The sequence below is a fragment of the Poinsettia branch-inducing phytoplasma str. JR1 genome (genome assembly GCF_000309465.1).
Lineage (GTDB): Bacteria > Bacillota_I > Bacilli_A > Acholeplasmatales > Acholeplasmataceae > Phytoplasma > Phytoplasma pruni.
This window is the reverse complement of sequence record NZ_AKIK01000017.1, coordinates 1-1,581: the sequence shown is the minus strand read 5'-3', so window position 1 is coordinate 1,581 and position 1,581 is coordinate 1. Positions and strand designations below refer to the sequence as shown.

Annotated in this window: 2 protein-coding genes; both read left to right on the top strand. The window is 28.9% G+C overall.

Annotation, left to right across the window (positions count from 1 at the left end; all coding sequences use genetic code 11):
* Positions 1-100 precede the first annotated feature (100 nt).
* Complete coding sequence (locus ON17_RS00630; protein ID WP_017191549.1) at positions 101-817, top strand: hypothetical protein; 717 nt, start codon at positions 101-103, stop codon at positions 815-817.
* A gap of 90 nt (positions 818-907) precedes the next feature.
* The gene (locus tag ON17_RS00625) at positions 908-1,573 is read left to right on the top strand and encodes a Sapep family Mn(2+)-dependent dipeptidase (protein WP_017191548.1); all 666 of its coding nucleotides are present in this window, start codon (positions 908-910) and stop codon (positions 1,571-1,573) included.
* Positions 1,574-1,581 lie beyond the last annotated feature (8 nt).

Genomic DNA, 1,581 nt, shown 5'->3' with positions numbered 1-1,581 from the left:
ATTTAATTTTGTATTATAAAAATATTTTTTTATAATAAGATAAAATCAGCGTTTTAAAAGGTGATGTTTATCAATTTTCTTCAAAGAAGGGTTATTCAACATGAATCAAAAGAAAATTATTAAAAAGAATTTATCAGACCAAAATACATCCAAAGGTAGAATTTATGAATTATTATATTTTTTATTCTGTTTGGGCTTGTTATCGATCGCTTTAGGAGTTTTTATCGCACAAGTGGATGAAAAAGTTATTAAAGGAACAGACTTGTTGCATGATTGGAAAAAATTATTCAATATGTTCACTTATCAAAGTAATTTTTTAGTTTTAGTAGTGATGCTTTTATCCTTTACTCCTTGGCGAAAAAAGAAGAGCTTTGTTGTTTTAACTTTTATAACTTTAGTGAGCATTTTATTTACTGCGATTATTAATCATTCGATTCTAGATAGAGATGAAATTAAAAACTTTAGTTTTAAAACTGTTGATTTTCAACACACTATTATCCCTCTTTTATACACTGTCTTTTATTTTTCAAAAAAAAATATCGGTATATCTTGTAAAAAAGCTTATTTAGGGATTATCCATCCTTTGACTTATTTAATTATTTATTTAATTATCGGCAAAATAAAAGGGGAAGATTATAAATATCCTTATAATTTCATTAATCCTCACAAACCTGGCATTATAGGCGGTTTATTGGGAAAGGCAAAACAAGGGTATTCTTATCTTTTTTTAACCGCTTTCTTTTTAACCATTTTAACTTATTTGTTTTCGTTATTTTTAAATTTCGCTAAAAGTAAAATTAATGCTCGAAAATATTAATTTCGACAGATAAATGGTTTTGCCGCATGTTGTCCTTTTTTCTGAATTATAGTAAATATCCAAAAATAAACTAAAAAAAGGAGATAAATAATGTTTGATTTTAGAAAAGAAGTTTTAAAAAGAGAAGATATTATTGTTAAAACTCTGCAAGATTTGTTAAGAATAGAGAGCGAATTAGAAGCATTTAAACCAGAAAATAAAGGCGCTCCTTTTGGGCAAAAATTAAAAGAAGCTCTTGATTTTATGTTGAATTTAGGACAAAAAGATGGTTTTAAAACTTTGAATGTTGATGGTTATGCCGGTCATATAGAATACGGTAATCAAACAGATTGGGTTGGTATGATAGGACATCTAGATGTTGTTCCCGCCGGCAACCATTGGTCTTATCCTCCTTATGAAGCTAAAATAGTGGATGGTAAAATTTATGCTAGAGGTTCTCAAGATAATAAAGGTCCCGTTATTGCTTCTTATTTTGCTTTAAGAATTTTAAAAGAATTAAACATTCCTTTAAAGAAAAGAGTGAAATTTGTTTTAGGATTAGATGAAGAATGCGAATGGCGCTGTGTGGATCATTACTTTGAAAAACATCCGGAAATCCCTGTTGCTGGTTTTGTTCCTGATAGTTATTTTCCTTTAGTTTATGCGGAAAAAGGCCTTGTGGTTTTATCTTTAGAAACTGAAAGCACAGATCCCCGCATTATCAGTATGCAAGGCAGTTCTAAAGTAAATATTGTACCGGATTTAGCTCAAGTATAGAGTAGGTG